This window comes from Acinetobacter amyesii, assembly GCF_023499985.1.
Classification (GTDB): domain Bacteria; phylum Pseudomonadota; class Gammaproteobacteria; order Pseudomonadales; family Moraxellaceae; genus Acinetobacter; species Acinetobacter amyesii.
This window is the reverse complement of sequence record NZ_JAMCOU010000020.1, coordinates 1-363: the sequence shown is the minus strand read 5'-3', so window position 1 is coordinate 363 and position 363 is coordinate 1. Positions and strand designations below refer to the sequence as shown.

1 protein-coding gene is annotated in these 363 nt (G+C 37.2%); it reads left to right on the top strand.

All coding sequences use genetic code 11. From position 1 onward, the window contains the following. Positions 1–363: transposase family protein (locus tag M5F03_RS16745; RefSeq protein WP_249706964.1), on the top strand; the 363-nt coding region annotated here is incomplete at both ends.

Sequence of the window (363 nt, the reverse complement as noted above, 5' to 3'; positions counted from 1 at the left end):
TTGATGCCACAGAAATTCCAATACAAAGACCTAAAAAAACAGAAGAAAAGCTATAGTGGCAAAAAGAAGGCACATACTTTCAAAGTCCAGGCCATCATTCATTATAGAACTCAGCAAATTCTGAGTTTATGCACTGATCGTGGTGCTGTACATGATTTCGAACTCTTCAAACGAAACTTACATCAGATTCCGGCAGGTGCCTTTATCCTTGCAGATAAAGGCTATCAAGGGATTTACGCAGTGTATCCAAATAGCTTGTTGCCATTAAAAGCAAAAAAGCGCTGTAAATTGGATCCTGAACTAAAAATCTATAATCAAGAAATCAACAAAAGAAGAATTGGGGTTGAGCATGTATTTGGTAGT